Origin of the sequence: Poseidonibacter lekithochrous (assembly GCF_013283835.1) — a bacterium.
In the GTDB taxonomy this organism is placed as follows: domain Bacteria; phylum Campylobacterota; class Campylobacteria; order Campylobacterales; family Arcobacteraceae; genus Poseidonibacter; species Poseidonibacter lekithochrous.
The window spans coordinates 1050670-1071885 of the sequence record NZ_CP054052.1 but is presented as its reverse complement, the minus strand read 5'-3'; the positions used below and the strand labels follow the sequence as shown (position 1 = coordinate 1071885).

General features: G+C 26.3%; 18 protein-coding genes. 6 read left to right on the top strand and 12 right to left on the bottom strand.

The window, feature by feature from the left end:
- Positions 1-5: 5 nt before the first annotated feature.
- Positions 6-1109: a redox-regulated ATPase YchF gene (ychF, locus tag ALEK_RS05205; protein WP_071627191.1), complete on the bottom strand. Its 1104-nt coding sequence runs from the start codon at positions 1107-1109 to the stop codon at positions 6-8.
- 151 nt (positions 1110-1260) lie between these two features.
- Between ychF and ALEK_RS05200 the strand changes: the two genes are divergently transcribed.
- On the top strand, positions 1261-2379 hold the full coding sequence (locus tag ALEK_RS05200; protein WP_071627190.1) for a tyrosine-type recombinase/integrase: 1119 nt from the start codon (positions 1261-1263) through the stop codon (positions 2377-2379).
- Here ALEK_RS05200 and ALEK_RS05195 read toward each other — a convergent pair.
- Together ALEK_RS05195 and ALEK_RS05190 are read right to left on the bottom strand one after the other, a co-directional pair.
- Complete coding sequence (locus ALEK_RS05195) at positions 2371-3219, bottom strand: hypothetical protein (RefSeq protein ID WP_071627189.1); 849 nt, start codon at positions 3217-3219, stop codon at positions 2371-2373. The genes ALEK_RS05200 and ALEK_RS05195 overlap by 9 nt on opposite strands.
- Positions 3220-3222: 3 nt before the next feature.
- Complete coding sequence (locus ALEK_RS05190) at positions 3223-4260, bottom strand: hypothetical protein (protein WP_071627188.1); 1038 nt, start codon at positions 4258-4260, stop codon at positions 3223-3225.
- 103 nt (positions 4261-4363) lie between these two features.
- Here ALEK_RS05190 and ALEK_RS05185 point away from each other — a divergent pair, with 103 nt between their 5' ends.
- The 4 genes from ALEK_RS05185 to ALEK_RS05170 all read left to right on the top strand — a co-directional run bounded on the left by ALEK_RS05185 (position 4364) and on the right by ALEK_RS05170 (position 7053).
- Positions 4364-4657, top strand: a complete 294-nt coding sequence (locus ALEK_RS05185) for a hypothetical protein (protein ID WP_071627187.1) — start codon at positions 4364-4366, stop codon at positions 4655-4657.
- A gap of 10 nt (positions 4658-4667) precedes the next feature.
- Entirely contained in the window at positions 4668-5138 is a 471-nt protein-coding gene (locus ALEK_RS05180) for a hypothetical protein (RefSeq protein WP_071627186.1), read from the top strand.
- Positions 5128-5604 (top strand): hypothetical protein, encoded by a 477-nt coding sequence (locus ALEK_RS05175; protein ID WP_071627185.1) that lies wholly within the window; start codon positions 5128-5130, stop codon positions 5602-5604. The genes ALEK_RS05180 and ALEK_RS05175 overlap by 11 nt, the downstream gene beginning before the upstream one ends.
- A gap of 567 nt (positions 5605-6171) precedes the next feature.
- Positions 6172-7053 carry a site-specific integrase gene (locus ALEK_RS05170; protein WP_228146297.1) on the top strand — a complete coding sequence of 294 codons (882 nt, stop codon included), beginning with the start codon at positions 6172-6174 and terminating at the stop codon, positions 7051-7053.
- Positions 7054-7061: 8 nt separating this feature from the next.
- Here ALEK_RS05170 and ALEK_RS05165 read toward each other — a convergent pair whose 3' ends face one another.
- The 4 genes from ALEK_RS05165 to ALEK_RS05150 all read right to left on the bottom strand — a co-directional run bounded on the left by ALEK_RS05165 (position 7062) and on the right by ALEK_RS05150 (position 9168).
- Complete coding sequence (locus tag ALEK_RS05165; protein ID WP_071627184.1) at positions 7062-8174, bottom strand: hypothetical protein; 1113 nt, start codon at positions 8172-8174, stop codon at positions 7062-7064.
- A gap of 61 nt (positions 8175-8235) precedes the next feature.
- Positions 8236-8466, bottom strand: coding sequence for a hypothetical protein (locus tag ALEK_RS05160; protein ID WP_071627183.1), 231 nt, complete (start codon positions 8464-8466; stop codon positions 8236-8238).
- Position 8467: 1 nt separating this feature from the next.
- The gene (locus tag ALEK_RS05155) at positions 8468-8743 is read right to left on the bottom strand and encodes a hypothetical protein (RefSeq protein ID WP_071627182.1); all 276 of its coding nucleotides are present in this window, start codon (positions 8741-8743) and stop codon (positions 8468-8470) included.
- Complete coding sequence (locus tag ALEK_RS05150) at positions 8740-9168, bottom strand: hypothetical protein (RefSeq protein WP_071627181.1); 429 nt, start codon at positions 9166-9168, stop codon at positions 8740-8742. The genes ALEK_RS05155 and ALEK_RS05150 overlap by 4 nt, the downstream gene beginning before the upstream one ends.
- 139 nt (positions 9169-9307) lie before the next feature.
- Here ALEK_RS05150 and ALEK_RS05145 point away from each other — a divergent pair, with 139 nt between their 5' ends.
- Positions 9308-9547 (top strand): helix-turn-helix domain-containing protein, encoded by a 240-nt coding sequence (locus tag ALEK_RS05145; RefSeq protein WP_071627180.1) that lies wholly within the window; start codon positions 9308-9310, stop codon positions 9545-9547.
- Positions 9548-9872: 325 nt separating this feature from the next.
- On the opposite strand, the gene ALEK_RS05140 is transcribed toward ALEK_RS05145, so the two are convergent.
- The 5 genes from ALEK_RS05140 to ALEK_RS05120 all read right to left on the bottom strand — a co-directional run bounded on the left by ALEK_RS05140 (position 9873) and on the right by ALEK_RS05120 (position 21213).
- Positions 9873-10445: a recombinase family protein gene (locus tag ALEK_RS05140; protein WP_071627179.1), complete on the bottom strand. Its 573-nt coding sequence runs from the start codon at positions 10443-10445 to the stop codon at positions 9873-9875.
- Between the two features lie 201 nt (positions 10446-10646).
- Positions 10647-15155: a DUF4011 domain-containing protein gene (locus ALEK_RS05135; protein ID WP_071627178.1), complete on the bottom strand. Its 4509-nt coding sequence runs from the start codon at positions 15153-15155 to the stop codon at positions 10647-10649.
- A gap of 72 nt (positions 15156-15227) precedes the next feature.
- Positions 15228-18368, bottom strand: a complete 3141-nt coding sequence (locus tag ALEK_RS05130) for a type I restriction endonuclease subunit R (RefSeq protein ID WP_173424117.1) — start codon at positions 18366-18368, stop codon at positions 15228-15230.
- A gap of 12 nt (positions 18369-18380) precedes the next feature.
- Positions 18381-19313 (bottom strand): hypothetical protein, encoded by a 933-nt coding sequence (locus tag ALEK_RS05125; protein ID WP_071627177.1) that lies wholly within the window; start codon positions 19311-19313, stop codon positions 18381-18383.
- The gene (locus ALEK_RS05120; RefSeq protein WP_071627176.1) at positions 19300-21213 is read right to left on the bottom strand and encodes an AAA family ATPase; all 1914 of its coding nucleotides are present in this window, start codon (positions 21211-21213) and stop codon (positions 19300-19302) included. The genes ALEK_RS05125 and ALEK_RS05120 overlap by 14 nt, the downstream gene beginning before the upstream one ends.
- Positions 21214-21216 lie beyond the last annotated feature (3 nt).

The following is a 21216-nucleotide window of genomic DNA, read 5'->3' as shown; positions in this document are numbered from 1 at the left end:
ATCAATTATGTATTAAATCTAAAGTGCATAACATCTCCGTCTTGCACAACGTAATCTTTACCTTCAAGTCTTAATTTTCCAGCTTCTTTACATTTAGTATCTCCACCAAACTCAACAAAGTCAGAATAAGAAATAACTTCCGCTTTAATAAAACCTTTTTCAAAGTCATTATGAATAACTGCAGCAGCTTGTGGTGCTTTAGTTTCTTTTTTGATTGTCCAAGCTCTTACTTCAACTTTACCAGCTGTAAAGTATGATTGAAGACCTAATTTATCAAATGCTTTATGGATAATTTGCTCTAATCCAGATTCTTCAACACCTAAGTCTGTTAAAAACTCTTGTGCTTCATCATCTTCTAAACCAACTAATTCTTCTTCAATTTTAGCACATAATACAATAACATCCGCACCAACTTCAGAAGCATGATTTTTAACCATATCAACATATTCATTTCCACCATCTGCTAATGAATCTTCATCAACATTTGTTCCATAAATAATACTTTTGTTTGATAATAGTCTTAATTCTTTATCTAATTCAATAAAGTTTTCGTCTTCTTTATCTGCAAATGTACTTGCTGCTTGTAAATCTTCTAAGTGAGTTAATAAAGCTGTTGCAACAACATGTTTAGCAGCTGCTGATTTATCAAATTTAGATTCTTTTTTAAGCTTATCACATTTCTTTTCAACTTGTGAAATATCAGCATAAATAAGTTCTGTTTCAATAATTTCAATATCTCTTAATGGATCAATTCCACCTTCAACATGAACAACATTTTCATCTTCAAAACATCTAACCATGTGTAAAATCACTTCTACTTCTCTAATATTAGATAAGAATTGATTTCCTAAACCTTCACCTTTAGATGCACCTTTTACTAATCCAGCAATATCAACAAAATCAATAGTTGAATGTTGAATTTTATCTGGGATAACAATCTCTGCTAATGCATCAAGTCTTTTGTCTGGTACTGGAACAATTGCCTTATTTGGTTCAATTGTACAAAACGGGTAGTTTTGTGCCTCTGCATTTTGTGCTTTTGTTAAAGCATTAAAAGTTGTTGATTTTCCAATATTTGGTAGTCCTACGATTCCTACACCTAATCCCATTTGTTTCCTTTATATTTTTCTATACAATAACCTACAATAACCATAAAATGGGTATTTAAAAGGTTTATTTATAAATTCTTCTACTATAATAAATTATCAATATTTAACAATATTTTTAAAATCACAAGGACTAAATAAGGACTTATTTATTATGAATTTAAAAACATTATCAAAAAGAATTCCTACTAATGAAGAAGGTATTTTTTTCAAACGTATTATAAATGAAAAAGCCAAAGAAGTAGATAAAGTGTTTATCATTAGATACCGAGAAAACAATAAAGATAAATTAAAAACTATTGGAAAGTATTCTCAAGGTATTAGAATAAACTACTGTAAACAAATAAGAAATGAAATTTTAACAAAAATAAGATTAGGAGAAGAACCTCCAGTAATTGCAAGAACAAGAAATAAAAAAGAAATAATATTTGATGATATTGCAAAAGTATACTTTAAAGAAAAAGAAAATGAAGTAAAGGATATAAAAAAAATAATTAGAAGCTACGAAATTCATATAAAAGATTACATAGGCAACCGTTGCATTTATGAAATAGATGTAGATATAATCAAAAAATTACAAAATGAAAAAAGAAAGTTCCTTGCAGAAAGAACAGTAAGTGCTTTAATTCAAATTATTGGAGCAATTTATAACATTGCTATTTCAAAAGAATTATTTAAAGGGAGTAATCCTATTTCTAATAATATAAAAAGAATCACTATTGATAATAAAAGAGAAAGATATTTAACATTAGAAGAAATAAATATATTATTAAATCAAATAAAACATGAAGAATACCTATATACATTTGTTCAAATTGCACTTCAAACAGGTGCCAGACTAAGTACAATATTATCAATAACTAAAAAAGATATTAAAATAGACTCAAATAGCATACAATTAAAAGATCATAAAAATAATACTACTTATTTAGGTTTTTTTAATGATGAGTTAAAATCTTTATTAATTAAAAGAATTGAAAGATTAAATGTTAATGAAAAAGTTATAGATAGAGGAAAACAAGTGATTCAAGACAGACTTACTAAAATATATAACAAATATTTTAATATTGGACTAGATAAATATGATAGAAAGAATCGGGTAGTTACACATACCTTGAGGCACACGTTTGCTAGTCATTTAGCTATTAAGGGTACACCAATATATACTATTCAAAAACTAATGAATCATAAGGATATTGCAATGACACTAAGATATGCTAAACTTGCTCCGGATAGTGGAAAAGATATGGTTTTAAATCTATATTCAAGATAATGAGTTTTCCCACTTTTTATCTAATTCATATTTTTCTCTAAAATATATATAAGCTTTTAGAATTTTATCCTGATTATTTAATATATATTTAATTTCATCTGGAGAAAGTTTATATTCAAAAAAGTAGTTAATAATACAATCCATACTAATTTTTTTAATTTCATTAAATGAAAGACTAAGGAGAGAAGGATTCCGATATATAGCTTCTGTAAAACCATTCGAGCCTAAAGTAATTCTTTGAATATGATAAGCCTGATTTTTTTTAGGTTCTAATTTAAATCTAATTTCAAATATATAAAACTGCACATAAATTAATGTTCTAATTAAATAAGAATATTTTTGTTTTCCATATTTTTCTATAATAGATAAATATTTACCTGCTAAAAGCATACTTCCAAATCTATCAGCATCTACTTCAAGTAAGTTAATATCTTTCACTATATGTTCATTCTTATCTGATTTAATTTCAAAATGCTTACCCATAATATGTGAAAATTCATGTAACGCAATAAACTCAATAATAAATTCTTTAATTAATATAATTGTTTCATCAAAACAATCGAATGGAATATCTTTAAAGAGTAAAGAGCTTTCATTATTATATTCTCTAGTTAAACATAAATTAATTTCTTCTAATAATTCTTTACCTATAAAAACTTTATATTTTTGAGAATTTATCTTTTTACAGTAAGTACTTAATTTAGACCCTAATTTTCGATTCAATGAGATATCAATATCAATATTTTTTGAAATTAAAAAAAATTGTCTTATATTCTTATTTATTCTTGGTAATATTCCATTCCAATAATCACTATCAAATTTTATATTATCTAAATTCATTAATTACATTACCTTCTTACAATAACTTAATTTATTAATATCCCCGCTTTGTAAAACTTCTACATTTGGGAAAATATTCTTTATAAGACTAATTTTATATTTTGAGAGTTTAACAACTAATATATATTTTTTAGGTAAAAAATCTTCAAATTCTATTTCACTATTCAAAGGATTTATAGAACATAAATCAACGATATTATTAAATTTAACTTTTGTATTCTTGTCAGTAAGATCGCTACTATCTATAAAGTTCAACCTTTCTTCAAAACTTATAACATCTTCAAATATTTCATAATCTTTAATAAGTTTAAACTGATCAAAATAAGATATTAATTCAGGAGTTATTCTATAGTGTATAAGCTCTAAAGCTTCATTCCCTTCAATAATATTATTAAAAGCTTCATCAATTTGTTTTTCTGATATATACTCTTCAAAAATTAGATTCAAAAACTTTAAAGTAGCAATAAATAATGAATCAATTAATACAATTTCTTTTTTTTCTAAATTAAATGCACAAAGAAACCAAGAATTTTCAAGGATATATACTCTTAAGGGAACAATTTTTTCATAAGTACTATTTTCATCATTATATATCTCATATATATGTTTAGAAGAACCAATATTGTTTTCAACAATTGTTGAAAACACTTTATATTTTTCACTATCTAATAAAGGTATAAATTTTTCATCTATAGTTCTACTGTATTTATTATAAACTGATGAATATATATTTTGAGGTATTTCATTAAAAATATATTCTAAAATTTTTTCTGTTTTTTCATCTTCACTATAAACTAAAGAAGATATTAAAGAAACATTATATTCTTTATTAAAAAAAACACTTTTGTCAAGAAGTTTTTTATTTAATACATTATATCCCTTAGATGTTTTTTTTGATAATAAATTAAATTTATTTAAACTTCTAATAGCATCTCTTACATTATCATATGTGATTTCATTATTAATTAAATCTGTACTTTTTATAGTATATAAATAAAATCTATTTAATATTTTTTTCAGTTTTATATACTTATTTTTCATAGAAAATCTCCAGTTAATTGTATGCGTCAAATAAACCGCATACAATATCATACAATTTCAATACTTAAGCGCTTATAGTTACAAATATTAATCAAGGGATAGTATGAACATAAACAAATTAACAAAAGAAGAATTAGAAATCTCAGGATATCTTTCACGTTCAAATAATAATGTAGATAAATACACAACATTGCTTTTCTTTAAATATGGTATCACATTGACAAAAAAAGAACTAGCAGAAGTATTAAAAAAATCAGAACAAACTATAGACAGAAGAATAAAGGAGTGTTCTGATATTCCAGCATACAAACGCTCAGGAATAGGCAAAAATGCATCATATATTTTTCCAATTGTTGAAGTAAGTAAATACCTTAGTAAGACAGTAAAAATATACTAAGGTATTTCAATTGTCAAAAGAGAAAATTAACTATTGTGAAGTGTTAACTAAAATGAGTTTTACAATACAAAACCAAAAACTAAGAGTTTTTTCAAAACTAGATATTGAAAGTAAACTAAAGATTTTTGAATCACAAAAAAAGATATTTCATAAATTAAAGTCTCATCATACTGATGTAAATAATAGTGTTTTAACCTATTCATCTTTTGTGCTAGCCATAGATGAAATATTATCAAAAATAGAAAAAGTTAATTATAGGGCAATAGAATATAGATCTAAAAATCTAAAGTTAAATCTAAAAAGAGAAAAACTTTTAGAAAACTGGGCCATTGTAAAAACTTTGAAAAATGATGAAAAATATAGTTTTAGAGAGATATCAAAATACTTTGAAAAATATCATAGGTTTGAAGTCTCTTACTCAAAAATATATCAACTTTGGAATGAAATTGAAAATAAAAAAGGAAAAAGCAATGAACAATAATTTTAACTACGAAGAATTTGTTAAATGGGAAATTGAAATGGAGTCAGTACAAGACTATGCAAAATTATATGAATTAATTCCAGAAAAGAACATTAAAATTTTTACTTGTAATATTGAATTAAATGATAAACATCTGTGTACTAATATTTTATTTTTTGTAAAAGATAAATTTATTTGTACAAAAACTGCAGACTTTAAATTACTAGTATCGGAACTTGAACTTTTCTATAATGATAAAACATCAAAATTTATAGAGAACAAATCATTAAAAACTCCAGATGGAATTGTGAATAGTATTAAAGTAAAAGGAACAAATATTTATTTGTCAAAAGCTGAGACCAAATTAATAGCAAAGGAATCAAACAATATTCTTAGAAGGACAGTATTTGCTGTAAATGAGGATATCAAGATATGTGAAGAATCAGAATATTGGCAAGACTTGCTAAAAAGATCTAATCTTTATTAAACAAAAATGTTTATTGATATGTTTATAATTTGTTTATTTTCAAATTTTTCATACTTTCAAAACTTCATAAAAAGCCCAGATTTTATGGGCTTTTTCTTCTTTATAGTTAAAAAAGGAAACTGGTTAAAACAGTTAAGTCATCTTATTTTTTATCTTCAAAACCACTAAACAAATTTTCATGATAAACTTATTTTAATATTTTTATTTACATAAGACAAAGAGAAATATAGTTGGAGCTCAGATTTACTTACGAGTGTATCTTCCCATCTCAATCAAAAGAGCATGCAATATTATCTAGTTACTTTGATTAAAGGTATATTGTGATTAAAAAAATCAAAGAAGTTTAGCAATCTTACAAATTGTTAGTATTAATGAATAAAATTTAAAAACTTTGGCTATTTACAAGCCCAATACGAATAAGTAAATAATTGAGATGCAACAATTGTAAAAACAAATGCAGATTGACTTAACATTAACTGCCTGAATGATAGAGGCTAAAACTATCTTAAATATTATTATAAAGGATTGACCATTAGAGGAAGCGTATACTATCAAAGTTCACAATTAGTGAAACAAATTTTTAATGAAGGCACAAGAAAAGTAGATAGAGTTAATCCTAATCATCCTCATTATCAAATGGTTGCTTCATATAAAACTATGGAGAGTTATCGCAACATTTGGAACAACTTTTTTAACTATTTAAAAGAACATTGGAAAATTAATAACTGTGAACTAATATCACATGAACATATTACTGCTTATATGGATTATAAAATAGAGTACTATCCTTCAAAACAGTATTTAGAAAAAATATCAGCTGCATTAGGCAAACTGGAAGTATCACTAACAAGTTTCGCAAAAAATATACATAATGAAGATAGAAAATACGATTTTTCAATAAGGCAAGTTATTTTAGATTCAGCAAGAGATTTAGATTTAGTTGCTGATAATTATCACAGCAGAGCTTATACTAACCCAAACCTAATTATTCAAAACTTAAATGTAGATATATATAAACTTGCTGCAAGTATACAGTATGAAGGTGGAGCAAGAATAGAAGGGATAGCATTAATTACTAAAGAGCAATTATTAGGAATAAAAACTGATTTAACCACAAATAAAGAGAAAGGAATAATTTGGAATAAAGAAAAAGGAGGTAAAGAAGGTGAAGTTCTAGTTAATATTAAAACATATGATCTACTAAAAGAATATATTAAAAAAACTGGGAAGTTTAAAATAAATCGACAAAAATATTATAATGATTTAAAGCAAGCATGTTTAGTTTCAAATGAAATTCCAGAAGGTAGTCATGGACTTAGATGGAACTTTGCAAAGAGGAGGATGTTTGAATATGCTCAAGCAGGATATTCATATCATGAGTCACTTCAAAAAGTGAGCCATGAAATGAAGCATAATAGAAGTAGCATTACGGAACATTATCTATTCTAATAAATTATTTAATTTAAAAAACCTTTTTTTGTTTTTTCAGATACAGAAAGAATCATATCTTCTTTATCTTTTGTTTTTCCAGTTTCCATGAAGTAAATTAAAGAAGCGATTGATGAATTGAAATATCTATCGTCTTTCAAATATTTTTCATAATATTCCCAATTAAAATCAACTAGCCCATAAGATTCTTTGATAGCAAGTATAATTTCAGATTTTTCTTCTTTTTCTTTCTTTATAGAATCATAAACTTTTGCATTAGCCATATATGACAATTTATTAGCTCTTGGAGTTGAAGTTCCTAATAAATCAAGGGCAAATACTGCAGCACCAATCTTACCATTCCCTCCTGTTACATGTCTTCTTGAATTAATATTTGAAACAAATTTATTCAAGTGTGTAAAAGCATAAAGGTCTAAATCTATAACTTTATCAGCCTTGTTTTTGTCATTTATAACTTGATATCCATAGTAATTAAGTAAATTTTTTGTTTTATCTTTAATAGAATAAACTTTAGTAATAGGAACTAATACTAATTTATTCTCTCTTAATTTATTTCCATCAAGAAGAAATATGTCTGTTGCCATGTTTTTTGCTAAATAACCTTTGTTAAATGAATTTTCTATTCCTAATAAAATATTCATATAATCTAGAACAATATCATGTGCATTTGTATATTTCTTTTTTGAAATCAATTCTCTATCTACAATATTGAAATTTCCTTTTATTTTTAAAGTAGATTCTTTTAATTCAAAGGAATTCATAAGTTTATCTGTACTGTGTGAATCAGAATTTAATATTCCTGCATGTAAATTAACTCTATTCTTTATTGGTACTATTTGATATTTTGATTCTAATGTAATATCTTTATTTATATTATTGTTCATTTTATAATGAATATAAGTATTTAATCCCTTAGTTAATTTATTCTGAACTGTCTCTAAAAGTTTAGATTCTCTTTTTAGTATAGATTCATTATCAACATATACTTTATACTTCATTCTTTTTACTTGCATTGCCTTATTAGGAACTGATATGCCGTTACTCGTAGTTTTTGAACATCCAGTAAATAATATTGTTGACGAAACAAAAGTAGCTACTATTAATTTATTTGTAAATTTCATATTAAATTATCCTTTCTTTTAAAAAATTATTTTAATATATTATTAATAAATAATATATTAATTATCTATTAATTTTATACCTCATATTATTAACAAAAAAAACAGTTAAAATTGCAATCACAGCGATATATTCAATTACACAATCAAACTCAACTTCTTTATCAAAGAATAATTCAGAAATTATAGGATAACCTAAACCCCAAATAGACATTAAAATAGCAGTTAAAAGAGATATGACTGATAAAAATTTAATAAAATTATTTCCTTTTTTACAAAATTCTAACTCTTTCATATTAATTCCTTTCTTTACATATTTTTACTAAAAAAGTATTATCATTTCTATAGAATCTTTTATTCTTGTCATGATATTTCCAACCATTATTTTTTGAGACAATTTTGTTTGTACAAATTAACTCTTTACCATTATTAAAAGCTTTTAATAATTCTTCTTTATTTGTTTTATTGTTTTGACAAGAAATAAAGATAATTCCTAATAAAACAACGGCAAGAAGAAGAGAAGTTACTCTCTTTTTAAATAAACTTTTTTCTTCTATAAATTTATTTTTCATTTTCTACCTCTTTTTTTAGCTTCAAAGTATTCACTTACTTGAGAAAAGAATCCAAATATAAAAATTGCTCCTGGAAATAGAACAATTGTAAACGGAAAATACATAGCTGCTTGAAGAGCAGTTATCAATATTCCAAATAGGAAACTGGAAGTTCTTATATTTACGTAAAGAATATAAATCAATAACATTACTGCAAAACTCATTAGTAATATTCCATTTAATATATCTCCATTCATTTTTAAAGCTTCTTCATACCAATCCTTACCAAAGTATAGAAGTAAATTGATTGTTGCAAAAGCTCCAAAATATCCAAATGTAAAATATTCATAATCTAATTTTTTAAATGTATAAATATTTATTCTAAACATAAAAAACAATAAAAAGAAAAGAAATACAAACGCACATACAAACAATAAAACTGCCATAAAAAACCTCCTTGTCTATCCATATTGGATACTATATTTTAAATTATAGCCTAAAAAGGAAAATAATGTCAAGTTACAATTATCCACTAAAGGTAAAAATATGTTATAATTCATCCAATATAGATAACAAAGGTCGCTTATGACAAAATTTGATTTCAATTACAGATTAAAAGAGTTAGGATTAACACTAAGAGATTTTTCAGATATTTCAAATGTTTCTTATTCAACAATAAACAACTGGGGATTTGAAAAAGATGATGGAAAAAAGATTGCAATACCTGTATGGGTAGAACCTTTTTTAGATAATTATGAAAAAGCTAAGAAGTATGATTATTTAAAAAAAGAGATTTTTGATGTTATGAAAGAGATTGAAAAATAAATTTTATTTTGCTAGAATTAATCTGATTACTTTATAAGAGAACAGTGCAAATTGAGTTTTTATTCTAACACTGCTGTCTTATGAAACTTTTCTTTAATTACACTTACAATTAAACTATAGCCGTTAGTTATTAAAGTATATAATATACGTGGAATTATGTGCTTTAAAATATATAGAGAAAATTAACTACCATATTTTATGTGATTAATGATAAGTTATAATTTTGTGTCCTAATTACTGTTAATAGATCACTCTGCCTTATATTTATATTTTAACAATTATCTTTGAGAATGATTAATGCTTTCATAAATAACTATTTACCTTTTTAAGTAGAGCTTTTATTATCTAATCTACTGAGGCTATCTATAAGTGTACTTCTCTTTACGTCAAAAGTTCTACAAGCGGCAGCTTTACTCATACCATTATCTAATGCTTCTTTAATCACTTGAAGTTTTTCATCACTTATTGCTCTTGGTCTTCCTCCAATATTACCTCTTTTCCTTGCTGCATCAAGACCAGAATTAACCCTTTCTTGTATCAAACTTCGTTCAAATTGAGCTAATGCACCAAAAATATGAAAAAATAATTCTCCAGAGGCAGTAGTTGTATCCATACCTTCTGTAATTGATATAAAAGATATATTTCTTTCTTTTAATAAATTTATCGTATTTATTAGATGAGCTAAACTCCTACCTAACCTATCTAATTTCCATACAACTAAAGTGTCACCTTCATTTAAATACATTAAAGCTTTTTCTAAACCAACTTTTTTTTCTTTTAAACCAGAAACTTTATCTTCAAATATATTTCTTGAATCAATTCCATACTTAATAAGTGCATCTTTTTGTAAATTTAAACTCTGATCTTCAGTTGAGACTCTTACATATCCAATTAACATACGAAAAACCTTTAAATTAATGTTTTCGTATTATATCATTTTCCGACATAGTTTTTCGTATATTTATAAAGGTTTATATATATTTTTTTATTTATTTAATTCAAGGTGTCGGAAAACAGATGTTTTACGTTACAACTTTAATATTTTTTAATAAAAGGTATTCCTTCAAGTAAAAAGACTATTTTATAAGTTTTAATATATTTAAGAATTCACTTCTATAGTCTCAAATATTTTATCAACAAATTCCATTTGATTTCTATCAATTTTTTCTCTTAAATATAGAGGAATTTCTAATCTAAATTCATCTATAGTTATTGGTTGAGTTCTTGATAGAAGGTCAATCATCCTATCACTTAAAATTGAAGATGAATCAATTTTATATTTTTTCTCAATATTCTCTTTTCTAAAAGCATATAAAACTTCTTTTACCTTTTCACAAGAACTAGTAGAAGATTCCTTTATTTTTGTATCTTCTATTTCAATAATTTTTTCAACCTGAATATCTATGCTTTCGTTAACTTGAACTTCTATAGTTTCTTCGTTATCAATTAAAATTGCTCTATGCTTTATCGCAATAAGCTTCTTCTTTAATCTCTCTTCTTCATTTTTTCTATGTTTGAACCAATCAGTACTCCAAATTCTATATATTTCCCAACCCATTCCTTCTAAAATTTCTTGTCTAATCCTATCTCTATCTCTTGCAGATTTACTTGAATGATACCCCGCTCCATCACATTCTATTCCTAGAATATAATTATAAGAACCTTCTACCATTATTCCAATATCAATATAAAAACCTGCAACTCCAACTTGTGGTTGTGCAATAAACCCTAAAGACTGAATATATCTAATAACTGATTCTTCAAAAGGACTATCAGGTTCTTTTCCCGTTGTCGTACCCTGTACAGATTCAACGTGTCCACTCTCTATATATTGTAAATAGTTCTTTAAAGCCATTCGTCCTCTATTACCTTCAGAATGTCCAATATCATTACTTACCATAGACGTAAATACTACAATTCTCTTCTTTGCTCTTGTAATAAGAACATTAATCCTTCGCCATCCATGGTCTCCATTAATTGGTCCAAATCTCTGATAAACTTTTTTACTCTCTGGATCAGGACCATATGTAGTTCCAATAAATAAAACATCAGCTTCATCACCTTGAACATTTTCTAGGTTTTTAATGAATAATTTTCCTTCTTTTATTCCTGAATCCACTAATCTTCTAATATTTAAATCTTCTTTTGTTTTTTCTTCAAGAAGTCTATCAACTAACTCTGCTTGCTTTTTACTCATAGTTACTACACCTAAACTCTCTTTTGAGTTTGTTTGTAAAAACTCTACAATACTATTTGAAATACTAACTGCCTCATTTATATTCTGCTGATTTTTAAAGAAGCCATTAGAAATATACTTTCGATTAATACCTACTTCTGTAGCATCTTTACTAGGTGATGGAAAAATCATTAACTCTCTATCGTAAAAATGATGATTTGAAAAAGAAATAAGACTTTCATGTTGAGATCTATAGTGCCATTTAAGTCTTTTAACATTTGGATAAACTCTTAAGGTTAAGTCTAAAATTGATTCTGCCGTAGTTGCTATTGTTTCTTCTTCATCCTCATCAGTTTTAGAAGTAGAAAAAAAGCTTGAAGGAGGTAGCTGGTTAGGATCGCCTACAATTACAACTTGTTTTGCTCTTGCAATTGCTCCTAATGAATCTTCTGGAAAAATTTGACTTGCTTCATCCATAATCATTAAATCAAATGGTTCTTGAGAAGGATCAATAAATTGTGACACACTCAATGGAGACATCATAAAACATGGTTTTAACGATCTGATAGCATTTGGTGCTTTTTTAATAGTTTGTCTAATAGGAATATGTCTCATTTGCTTATTAATTTCATTTCTAATTAACTGCATCTCTGTTTTATCTTTTACTCTTCCACCTTTACCTTCTGCTGCTTTATTTTTTGAAAGATGTAATGCATGTTCTTTTGCATATAAACTACCAATTTTGGAATCAATATCTCTAAATCTTTTTAAATATGTTTCATATATTTTACTATTAAATTTAGAAAGTAAATCATTTGATCTCAATACATAATAAGCCCATTCTCTATAATATGCATATAGTGAAAGGTTTTTAATATCATTTTCAATTTTCATTTTTCTTGCATATTCAATAATTGATGAAAAATGATATTTTTCTAAAGTATTCAAGAGTCTAGATACATCAATCCACATTTCAAGTTCGGCAGAGTGTTTTAATTTATTTTCTAATATTTTATCTTGCTTATCAAATTCTTTTTGATTTAAGAAAAAAATATTTTCTTTTATAAATCCAAAGTGATTAATTTCATTTTTTATATTATTTAATTTATTAATAAACGGTTTTGTATTTGTTATTAGCCTTCTCAAACTTACTGAATATTCACTAGCTTTCTCACTTAAAAAAGGTTCAATCATTTCATTCTCAAAACCTACATCAAGTAATTCTTTTCTCCATATATATGTTTCTTTAAATTTAAGAAGTTCTTCTAGGTCATCATATATTTTAGGTAAATTTTTTAATAGATCTGCATTTAAAGCTTCAACTTTTAGATTGTTTAATAGTGAATTTACACCATCGTTCATTAAATTTTTTATATTCTGAATATAGTCTTCTAAAGAACTTTTATTTTCATCAAGTATTTCAATCATTATTTGAGGATCATTTTTATGGGTTTGAATATAAATTTGATTAAACTTACGTCTTAAACTCTTATATTCACCATTAAATATCTTACCAAAAAAACCAATATCTTTAAACCCTCTTAATTCTTTAGATAATTCCTTTATTTCATTGATATTATCAATTGTTTCAAAATCAAGCCCCTTGAAAGATTTATATTCTTTAATGCATGTTTCAATATCTTCAAAAAGTTTTTCTAATTGGTCTAAAGTTAAAGATGATATTACATTCAGTTCACCATGACTAGGAAAGTCTGTTAATAATCGTTTGTCTTCTAATTTATTTAAAGTTTCTAGTATATCTTTATTCTTAGGTAATATTCTTATTTGTTCATCAGTAAAGGCGTTAGCTAAGTCCTTTAAACATTTTTGATATTCCTTAAAAAGTTCTATTATTTTACCACTATCCAAAGATACAGCATTATTTGTTATTAATCCATTCCAAGGTGATTGTAAAATATTCGAGTCTTCTTTTATATAATTTTCTAGAGCACTTAATTCAATAGATACTTTTTCAAAAGTTTCATTATCTAATTTTAAAAGTTCTTCAGAAGGAGATAATTCTAAAAACTTTTCTTTTACTCTATTTTGAACTTCACCAAAAATTACATAGGCTGATTTTTCAATAACTTTTTGTGGAGTATGTAGAACCTCTAAATAATTACTTACATTAGACTTTATTATTTCTAATTCATTTATATTTTGCTTTAATCTTTCTGGAGGAATAGAAACTTCTAGTTCTACTCTATCTTTTAGAGATGTATAAAAATTAGATTTATTAGATTTATGAGAGTGTAATTCAAGAATAAAATGTCCCAATCCTACAGAATCAAGTCTTTTCTTTACAACTTCCAAGGCCACAAGCTTTTCAGCAACAAAAAGAACACTTTTCCCCTCTGATAGAGCAACAGCAATAAGGTTTGCAATTGTTTGACTTTTTCCAGTTCCTGGAGGTCCTTCAATTATAAGATTATGTCCTTTTAAAACTTGAGCAATTGCATCTCTTTGAGAACCATCTGCATCCATTACTAGACCCATTTTTTCAGTTTCTTGTGAGGGAACCTCTTCTAAAGACAACTCACTCGAATCATTTACAATATTACCAGATAGTTCTCCTAATATTTTATTATCTTCTATTCTTCTATTTTCAGGCCAATTAGAGGCATCTAAATCTAAATACATCAAAAGCTTACTAAAGTGGAAGAAATCCAAGGCAAATATTCTGCTTACTCCAATTAATTCAGGTCTGTTTTCACAAATTGAATTAATCTTATTAAAGTAGTCTTCTGGTGTATAATCTTCATCAAAAGCAGGTATTTCTATACCAAATTCATTTTTAATTTTATATTGTAAGGATATATTTGAAAATAAATCTTCTCCAGTATATTCAATTTTATAAGAATAAACTCCTGTTTCTCTATTAGGAGACCCTCTTTCTATTTGAATAGGTATTAAAAGTAAAGGAGAATATAATTCTTTTTCAGAATTGACACTTTGTTTCCATTTTAGAAATCCTATTGCTAAATACAAAAGGTTTGAACCAGTTTCTTGAATAGCAGTATTTGCATCAGTTCTTCTTTTTCTCAACATACCTTCTAAAGTATCTGGATAATGTAAGGTTTGAATGGCATTATCAATATGTCTATTTTCAATATTACTACTAGATTCTTCAATTTCTGGTGCTTCAATATCAATAGATATACCTAAATTTTTTGCATGAGTTTTTGCATTTATAAACCCACTTGTTTCATCAATATCACTAGATTCTGCTTCCTCTTCAATCTCAGGATAAGGAACTGAATCAATTTTTAATTTCTTACCATTTAGTAGATGTTTGTAAAGAATATTAGGTAATTCATCAACAATAATAATTCTATTTTTTCTTTTTAAATTATAGTTTAATAATGAATTTCTCAATGTTAAATCAAGTAATTTTTTTCTTGATTCGGTTAACAGTTTTTGTACTTCTGACATTTATATTCCTATTTCTATTTATCAAAATTCTTAATATTTTAAGTAGTTTCAATCTATCTTGATATCTTATTTTTAATTAGTTAACTCATCAGCTATCATCTCAGCTTGTTTTAGTACAGTCTCTGTTGCTAATAACTGCATATCAGGGGGATAACCAAACTGTCTTAGTGTTCTTTTTACTATTACTTTTAATTTTGACCTAACACTATCTTTTATAGTCCAATCAATAGAAGCATTTGATTTAACTCTTTCAGTTAGAACTACGGCAAGTTCTCGAAGTTTATCTTTACTCATAAGTTCATTGGCACTTTCATTATTTGCAACTGCTGTATAAAATGCATATTCAAACTCAGTTAAACCCATCTCTTTTGGTTCATCATCCATTTTATGAATATCTTTTGCCAAGTTCATAAGTTCTTCTATTACTTCAACTGCTGTTATAATTTTGTTATGATACTTTTTGATAGAATTCTCTAGCATCTCCATTAAAGATTTACTCTGAACTAGGTTTGTTTTAGTTCTAGTTTTTATTTCATCATTTAGTAGTTTCTTTAATACTTCAAGAGCAATATTTTTATGTTTCATTCCTTGAACTTCAAGAAGGAACTCTTCTGATAAAACTGAAATATCTGGTTTTTTAATTCCACTTGCATCAAAAATATCTATTACTTGATCTGTTACAAGTGCTTTATCTATTACTTGTCTAATTGTAGTTTCCATCTCTTCATCAGATTTACCACTATTTGTACTATCAAATTTAACTAGTCTTGCTTTTACTGCTTGAAAGAATGAGATTTCATCTTTTACATCCATGGCTTGTTCATGTGGTACTGCAATAGCAAAAGCTTGTGATAAAGCTGTTACTTCATCGACATATCTTTTTTTACCATCTTCAAGTCCAAGTATATGATCTTCTGCTTCTAATATCAAAGATAGTTTTGTTCTTGTGTCTGCTGCAAAGTAGTCTTCATAAGCAAAGCCATGATACATTTGAGATACTACTTCAAGTTTTTCTAACATCAGTGCTACGGCTTGTTCTTGTACAAGTGCTGGGTCACCTTTCCCTCCACTATCACTATAAAATGAAAGAGCTTTCTTTAAATCACTTGCAATTCCAAGATAATCAACTACAAGACCACCTGGTTTATCTTTATAGACTCTATTTACCCTTGCAATGGCTTGCATAAGGTTATGACCTTTCATTGGTTTATCTATGTACAGAGTATGCATAGATGGAGCATCAAATCCTGTAAGCCACATATCTCTTACTATTACAAGTTTTAGTTTATCATTAGTATCTTTCATACGGTTTGCTAAATCACGACGCTGTTGTTTAGAAGTATGATGTTTTTCCATAGCTGGACCATCTGAACTACTAGCTGTCATGATAACTTTGATTACACCTTTGTCTAAATCATCATCATGCCATTCTGGTTTAAGTGCTATGATCTCTTTATAAAATTCAACTGCAATTCTTCTACTCATAGATACAATCATACCTTTACCATCAAAAACACCTTGCCGTGTCTCAAAATGGCTTACAATGTCCTTTGCAACCTCTTTTATACGGTTCTTACTTCCAATTAGTGCTTCAAGTTGAGTCCATTTAGCTTTTGCTTTTTGAGTCTCTGATAAATCATCTTGTTTTATTTCACTATCAAGCTCTTTTACTAGTTCTTTACCTTCATCACTAAGTTGTATCTTTGCAAGTCTGCTTTCATAGTAGATTTTAACAGTTGCACCATCTTCAACAGCTTGTGCGATATCATAGATATCTACATAGTCACCAAATACAGCAGGAGTGTTTACATCACTACTTTCTATTGGTGTTCCAGTAAATCCAAGATAAGTTGCATTTGGTAAGGCATCTCTTAAATACTTTGCAAAACCATAAACGATTCTTTTACCTATTACATTTCCATCTTTATCTTTATCATCAACAGTTTTTGGTTTGAATCCGTATTGTGTTCTATGTGCTTCATCAGCAATTACTACTATATTTCTTCTGTCTGATAGTTCGTCATAGATGTTTCCATCTTCAGGTTGAAACTTTTGAATAGTAGCAAAGATAACTCCACCACTTGCAACTTTTAAAAGCTTTTTTAAATGGTCTCTATCATCTGCTTGTATAGGCTCCTGTCTTAGTAATCCTTGTGAAGAAGCAAAAGTATCAAATAGTTGGTCATCAAGGTCATTTCTATCTGTTATGACTAATATTGTGGGATTATCAAGTGATAGAACTATTTTACCAGTATAAAATACCATAGAAAGAGATTTCCCACTTCCTTGTGTATGCCAAACTACACCACCTTTTTTATCTCCATCAATACTACTAGCTTTAATAGTTCTATTAACTGCTTTATTTACCGCATAGTACTGATGATATGCAGCTAACTTCTTAACAGTTTCTATAGTAACAATACCATCTTTATCTTCTTTTTTACTTTTTTCATACACTATAAAGTTTCTGATTAAATCTAAAAGAGTAATAGGATTTAACATGCCAGTTATCATAGTCTCAACTTGAGAAATTAGATTTGAAGCTTCATTTTTACCATCACTACTTTTCCAAGACATATATCTAGTAAGTCCTGCACTTATAGTTCCAGCTTTTGATTCAAGACCATCACTTATAATGCAAAAGGCATTATAAGTGAATAGACTAGGAATTGTGTTTTTATATGTTTGTATTTGCTTATATGCTGACTTAACAGTAGCATTTTCATCTACAGGGTTTTTAAGCTCAATAACTACTAAGGGTAAACCATTTATAAAAAGAATTAAGTCAGGTCGTTTATTAATACCGTTTTCAACTATAGTAAATTGATTTGATACTACAAAGTCATTGTTTGATACATCCTCAAAATCAATAAGTTTTACTATCTCACCCCTTGTCACACCATCTTTTTGTACTTCAACAGTGATTCCTTCTGTAATCATTTTATGGAAAGATTCATTGTCTGTTAGAAGTTCTGTAGAGCTTAATCTTTGGCATTGTTTTACTGTATACTCTATTTGGTCATAGTCTAAAGTAGGATTGATAGCAGTTAAAGAGTTTGTGAGTTTTTCTTTCAGTATTACATCTTCAAAAGATTCTCTCATAGGAGATTCACTATCAGGTGCTATATCTGGAGCATAGATATATTTAAAACCTTGTTTTTCTAATAGCTCTATGGCAAAAAGTTCTATTTCATTTTCTGTTATTTTATTCATCTATAATCCTAATTATATTAATCCTAATTCTTTACTAATATCTTTAACAAGTTTATTTAATGGCCTTTTATTTATATCCTTACTCTCCACATGATGTCCTAATAATAACCTTTTAACATCATTTGTATCTTTAAAAATTTGAGTAGAACCTTTAAATGTATTAACTAAGTTATCAAAAGAATCTTCATTGTATGCTCTAGAAACTTCAACTAGTTCCAAAACTTCATCTTTATGTCCATTGTATAAAGCTTCTAATGCAAAACTTTTAATGTGATTATTTGCTTTCTCTCGTTGTTCAACTGTTATATTTTCTCTATCTTCAAAGATAATATTAAAATCATTCTTTTTATTAACTAATGATAATAAAGTTTTATCAATATTAAAATTTTTGATTTCGTCAAAATTATCAATATAGGGATGGATATGTGTTTTAATCTCAAAAATATCTTGACCTTTAATAGATGCATTGCAAATACTACAAGAAGGTATTAAATTATAAAATGACATTCCAAAAATAGGTTTTTTTTTCTTACAAATAAAATGATCAAACTGAGGACGAGTAGACTTATTATTGGATGACTTAACTGTGTAAGTATAACTTATATTACAATATGGACAAACGTTTACATCAAGTTTTTCAGCAAGATCATATGCATTAAATGACTTTGTACCTTTAGCACTAAATTTCTTATACCCACCTCCAGGGTATCCTTTTACATCTCCTACAAAGACTTTTCTTAAAACATCATGTCTTAAACCTTTTGATTTCACATCTTCAATTATTCTAGAAAAGTCTTTTGGTTTTGCAGTTATAATCCGTTTCAAGTTATTCTGAATATATTTTCTTTCTTTTTGATTGCATGCATCAAGTATAAAATAATCTTTTGTTTGTTCATAAAAATTGATACAAAGTTTATTTAAACTTTGTTTCTTAATCTGATTCATCTTGTAACTCTTTTAAAACTTTTAGTTTTTTTTCTAATATTTTTATTTCATCTTCTAGATTTGAATGTTTATTTTCAAATGTCTCATCAAATAAATTTTGTAATTGTTTTTTAATTAATGGTTCACCAATTATATTTATAATATCTTGGACTTCCTTCAATGATTTAAGATAGCTAGTATCTCTTTTTGTAATAAAATTATAAGCTTGATTGATTTTTTCTTTTGCAAAGTCACCCATATGACCATTTTCCATAAAAAATCCATGAGAAAGTAAAGTATGTATGTTTGATCCAAATGTTTCTATTTCTGGATAAATCTGCCTGCCATCTTTTAAAAATATTACATTTTCTTTTGGTAAATCTGAAAGAATAAATGGGGAATGGGTTGTAAAAACTAAATTTATCAATAAGTTTTCATTAATATGTAAAGCAACAGTTTCTAAGATATCTTTTAAGTATTCTTTTTGCCACTGAGGATGTAACCCTAGTTCTGTTTCGTCAAGAATAATATTAATAGTATTATAATGCACTTTGACTTTTTGAATTTGATAAACTATATCTATTAATGTTCTAAAAATTGCTTTCTCACCACTACTCAATGATTCAAAAGAAATATTATTTTTATAAAAAACAATATCAATCCAGGGTGGTAATTTTTCTAAAATGTCTTTAATATCTTTAATTAAAACTTTTTTATCATTCATTAATAATTTAAAAAAACTATTATTATATGTTTTATTTTTCTCAAATTCTATAGATTGCAATATCTTTTTTACCCTATAGTCATCTAAGTAATCATCTAAAATATATTCTTTGAAATTATAACTAATAAGTTCATTTTCTGAAGGTAATTCATTGTTCATTATTTTATCTAGTATATTTTTTTCTAATGTATCATATTTTTCTTGATTAAAATATTCCTTAGAAGTAACTAATAATTTGAATACAAGATAGAGTAAATTCATATATTTAAAGTTACGATTATCTTCTATTTCTTTGAATAGAACGGGTATTTTTTTATTATCTAAGTCGCAATTTACTTCTTTTTTATGTAATAGTATATTAAGTTTGTTAGCAACTTTTTTAATTATAGATAACTCGACAAAATCTGAATTGCTCATATTTACACGAAAGTGATCAATAAAATTATTTTTGATTTTTATATAGTTCGGGTCAAAAAAACTTGTTATTTTTTGATTTACAGTAATGTACCTATAAAGTAAAATTAATCTTTGTTGATTAACAGAATCAATCATGTACAAATTAATATTATCACTATAGCTGCTTGTATTATGTTTATTTGGTTGAATTAACAATGGAGTCTTATATTCATCTTTTTTATGATATATTTGATTAATCCAATTGTCATGATATCCATCATTTAACGTATCTGTCATATAGTTTAGATAGAAGGTGAAAAAAGTTAATTCATTTTGAGGTAACTCATCATAAGCAGGTAAAATCTCATTTTGTATAGGATAACTTCCCGTCATCATTTTTGTAGTTGCATTATCAAAAAACTCTGAATCTTTTAAATGTCTAATAAAAGAACTAAAAGCTATTTTTTTGAAGCATCCGTCAGTATAGATTAATAAAAACAATTCTTTATCCGAAAACTGTTTAAGTATATAAACTAGTGTACCAATTGGATATTCAGAATCATTTTTGAAATTTTTACAGAAAATTAAAAAAAGAATTAATTTTATTATAGTACTTTTTCCACTTCCATTTTTACCAATAACAGCACTAACATTAATATTTTTAGGAAAAATATTTGTGTACTCTTTCTTCTCTATAGTAAGCTCACCATTTTTAAACTCACATTTAAATCTAGGACTAAGATTAAACCCTTCATTTTCAATATTTTTATACTTTTCAACCCATAAATAAATTAATTCCATCCA

What these genes read in the sequence shown, in the direction of transcription:
- ychF (WP_071627191.1), bottom strand. Translation starts at nt 1,109, where the DNA reads ATGGGATTAGGTGTAGGAATCGTAGGACTACCAAATATTGGAAAATCA.
- ALEK_RS05200 (WP_071627190.1), top strand. Translation starts at nt 1,261, where the DNA reads ATGAATTTAAAAACATTATCAAAAAGAATTCCTACTAATGAAGAAGGT.
- ALEK_RS05195 (WP_071627189.1), bottom strand. Translation starts at nt 3,219, where the DNA reads ATGAATTTAGATAATATAAAATTTGATAGTGATTATTGGAATGGAATA.
- ALEK_RS05190 (WP_071627188.1), bottom strand. Translation starts at nt 4,260, where the DNA reads ATGAAAAATAAGTATATAAAACTGAAAAAAATATTAAATAGATTTTAT.
- ALEK_RS05185 (WP_071627187.1), top strand. Translation starts at nt 4,364, where the DNA reads ATGAACATAAACAAATTAACAAAAGAAGAATTAGAAATCTCAGGATAT.
- ALEK_RS05175 (WP_071627185.1), top strand. Translation starts at nt 5,128, where the DNA reads ATGAACAATAATTTTAACTACGAAGAATTTGTTAAATGGGAAATTGAA.
- ALEK_RS05165 (WP_071627184.1), bottom strand. Translation starts at nt 8,174, where the DNA reads ATGAAATTTACAAATAAATTAATAGTAGCTACTTTTGTTTCGTCAACA.
- ALEK_RS05160 (WP_071627183.1), bottom strand. Translation starts at nt 8,466, where the DNA reads ATGAAAGAGTTAGAATTTTGTAAAAAAGGAAATAATTTTATTAAATTT.
- ALEK_RS05155 (WP_071627182.1), bottom strand. Translation starts at nt 8,743, where the DNA reads ATGAAAAATAAATTTATAGAAGAAAAAAGTTTATTTAAAAAGAGAGTA.
- ALEK_RS05150 (WP_071627181.1), bottom strand. Translation starts at nt 9,168, where the DNA reads ATGGCAGTTTTATTGTTTGTATGTGCGTTTGTATTTCTTTTCTTTTTA.
- ALEK_RS05145 (WP_071627180.1), top strand. Translation starts at nt 9,308, where the DNA reads ATGACAAAATTTGATTTCAATTACAGATTAAAAGAGTTAGGATTAACA.
- ALEK_RS05140 (WP_071627179.1), bottom strand. Translation starts at nt 10,445, where the DNA reads ATGTTAATTGGATATGTAAGAGTCTCAACTGAAGATCAGAGTTTAAAT.
- ALEK_RS05135 (WP_071627178.1), bottom strand. Translation starts at nt 15,155, where the DNA reads ATGTCAGAAGTACAAAAACTGTTAACCGAATCAAGAAAAAAATTACTT.
- ALEK_RS05130 (WP_173424117.1), bottom strand. Translation starts at nt 18,368, where the DNA reads ATGAATAAAATAACAGAAAATGAAATAGAACTTTTTGCCATAGAGCTA.
- ALEK_RS05125 (WP_071627177.1), bottom strand. Translation starts at nt 19,313, where the DNA reads ATGAATCAGATTAAGAAACAAAGTTTAAATAAACTTTGTATCAATTTT.
- ALEK_RS05120 (WP_071627176.1), bottom strand. Translation starts at nt 21,213, where the DNA reads ATGGAATTAATTTATTTATGGGTTGAAAAGTATAAAAATATTGAAAAT.